Origin of the sequence: Cyclobacterium sp. 1_MG-2023 (genome assembly GCF_030546805.1) — a bacterium.
In the GTDB taxonomy this organism is placed as follows: Bacteria; Bacteroidota; Bacteroidia; order Cytophagales; family Cyclobacteriaceae; genus Cyclobacterium.
In genome coordinates this window covers 1-2,497 of sequence record NZ_JAUOPC010000044.1, presented here as the reverse complement: position 1 = coordinate 2,497, position 2,497 = coordinate 1, and the positions used below count along the sequence as shown (strand labels likewise).

Below are 2,497 nucleotides of genomic sequence, written 5' to 3'. Positions count from 1 at the left end.
TGGCTATTTCGGTCTGACCATGCCAGTGATTTCGGTCAAACCGTGCCACTAAGAAAGATCATTTAAAGTAGGTTAATTTTATTCATTTTTCAAGATTCCTTTTCTTAAAGATTCTCCTTTAAGATCTATTCTGTGGGAAGAGTTTACGAGTCTGTCTAGGATTGCATCAGCGATAGTTCCTTCTCCTATAATATCATACCATGTTGAGACAGGTAGCTGGGAGGATACAAGGGTTGATTTTTCGGTAAACCTGTCATCAATGATATCCAATATTATTTCTCTTGCCGTCGTATCAAAAGCCTGCAGTCCAAAGTCATCGAGAATAAGCACGTCTGTGTTCTGGAGTTTCCGTAATTCTCTGAGATAGGTTCCGTCCACTTTGGAGAGTTTGAGTTTAGAGAGTAGCCTTGAGGTATTGCTGTATAATGTTCTATACCCCATCAGGCATGCTTGGTTACCTAGGGCCTGAACGAGATAACTTTTTCCCACTCCCGAAGGTCCTGTAATGATAATGTTTTCTTTTTTGCGTATAAAATCAAGGGTTGCAAGTCTAGTGAACATGTTTTTGTCAAGATTTCGCCCATGGCTGTAATCGATGTCTGCAACGGAAGCTTTCTGTTTAAAAGCTGCTCCTTTTATCAGTCTGGCCATTTTTTTGTTCTGCCGGTCCTCCCACTCATGGTCTGTCAGCAGGGCGATGTATTCATCGGCTGTAAAGTCTGTAAACCTATTGCTACCGATGTGCTGATGGTGGAGTTCTGCCATGGCACTAAGTCTCATCTGTCTGAGTTTTTCTACTGTTTGGTTACTGTTCATAATTGTTTTGTTTATTGGTAAGTGGATGCACCCCTGATGTTTTCGTGATTAGGAATATGAGACTCTTTTTTGTCCAGATCATCTGGGGTAACTTTATCCAGATTGTTTTCAAGTATATTTTTGATCCTGTAATAGGATATGGCCTTGGCGTATATTGCTCTGCTACATGCAGCGTCCAACCTTTCTTTGCCATAAAGCTTAGCAAGCTTTATTATCCCTAAGGCTCTTTTGTAGGCCGTTTCCGGGTAATCCGATTCAATAAATAGTTCGGTAATACATGCTTCCACATTAGCTCCCAAGGGAGTTGCTTGCTTCTTGAAGTAGTCAGGGCTCCAGTCCAGGTATTTTTGGTGAGTGCTGCTCAAGTGTTCCCTGTTGGTGTTGTAGCAGCCTTTTGATGGGTTTCTTTTGTGCAGAGCTATTCTATCATGGTAATGGTAGACTTCCACAGTATCCCTTGTATAGTGGATCTGGGTGGACTTTCCGATAAACCTATAAGGAACGCTGTAGTAGCTTTTGTCTGGTGAGAAGTATACGTATCCTATCTTCTGAACCTTTGCTCTGGTATAATCCTTGAGCTGGTATATGCCGGAGGGAAGGGGCTTAAGACATTCGCGTTCCATGGACTGGAAAAGCTCTCTTCTACTGGCTTCTTTTCTTTGGAAAAGCATATTGTTATAGGTCTCTAACAACCTTTTTATCTCCCGGTTCAGAGCATGGAGGGAAAAGAAGGTCATCTCTCGAAGGGGATAATATATGCGCTGGTAACTGAGCTGTACTGCGTTCTCGACCAATGCCTTGTCTTGGGGGCTGTATGCTCTAGCGGGATTGATCACACAGTTATAATGCCTTGCAAAATCCTTAAGAGAACGGTTGATCTCTGGTTCGTATTTACTGGCTCTAGTGACAGCAGATTTTAGATTGTCAGATACCACGGCTTTGGGGACACCCTCTAAAAACCACATCATGTTGTTCATGCAATGAACTAGGTCTTCACGTTTCTGGCTCCAACAGGCCTCAACATAGGTAAACAGGCTAAATGGAAGAACAGCCACAAAAACTTCTGCTTTTTTAACTTCCCCTGTATCAAAGTCTACGACTTCTATTTTTGTGCCTGCAAAATCGATGAACACTTCATGACCAGGAAGGTGTTCCAGCTTCATTGAACCTGCTATCGCTGGATATTTTCTATGGTAATGCTCCATAAACTGCGTATAGCTGTAAGGACTATCCACAAGCTGCCTGTATTCTTCATAATGGTGCAAAAAGGTAAATCCTGGATGGCTTATTGCTGCTTTTCCCTGTTCAAAATAACGCATCAAGGCATCAAACCTATCATTCTTTATAGTCGTTCGGGAAGGAAATAGCTCCCTTAATTTAGGGTTGGTAAGAGACAAAACCTCATCAACATCATAGTCCGAGGCTGTAAGCCAGGAAATGTATTGGTTCACGGTATTGCGGGAAATCCCCAGCACAGCACCTATTTTCCGGTTGCTGAGCCCGTCCCTGTGTAAACTGAAAATCTGCTTTATATCCATAGGATCAAGTACGTTGGCCATATCGCTTTTTTTAGGCGATATAGCAGGTTAAACTTGATCTTTCAAAAGTGGCACGGTTCGAACCGAAATCTGCCTTGGAAATGGCACAGTTTAAACCGAAATGCCTGGCACAGTTTGACCGA

2 protein-coding genes are annotated in these 2,497 nt (G+C 42.6%); both read right to left on the bottom strand.

What is annotated here, in order from left to right; all coding sequences use genetic code 11:
- Positions 1–78: 78 nt before the first annotated feature.
- Positions 79–780, bottom strand: a complete 702-nt coding sequence (istB, locus tag Q4534_RS24000) for an IS21-like element helper ATPase IstB (protein WP_303615700.1) — start codon at positions 778–780, stop codon at positions 79–81.
- 47 nt (positions 781–827) lie between these two features.
- Positions 828–2,375: an IS21 family transposase gene (gene istA, locus Q4534_RS23995; protein ID WP_303615699.1), complete on the bottom strand. Its 1,548-nt coding sequence runs from the start codon at positions 2,373–2,375 to the stop codon at positions 828–830.
- Positions 2,376–2,497 lie beyond the last annotated feature (122 nt).

Excerpts from the sequence above, each read along its gene's own strand:
- istA (WP_303615699.1), bottom strand. The coding sequence starts at position 2,375 with ATGGCCAACGTACTTGATCCTATGGATATAAAGCAGATTTTCAGTTTA.
- istB (WP_303615700.1), bottom strand. The coding sequence starts at position 780 with ATGAGACTTAGTGCCATGGCAGAACTCCACCATCAGCACATCGGTAGC.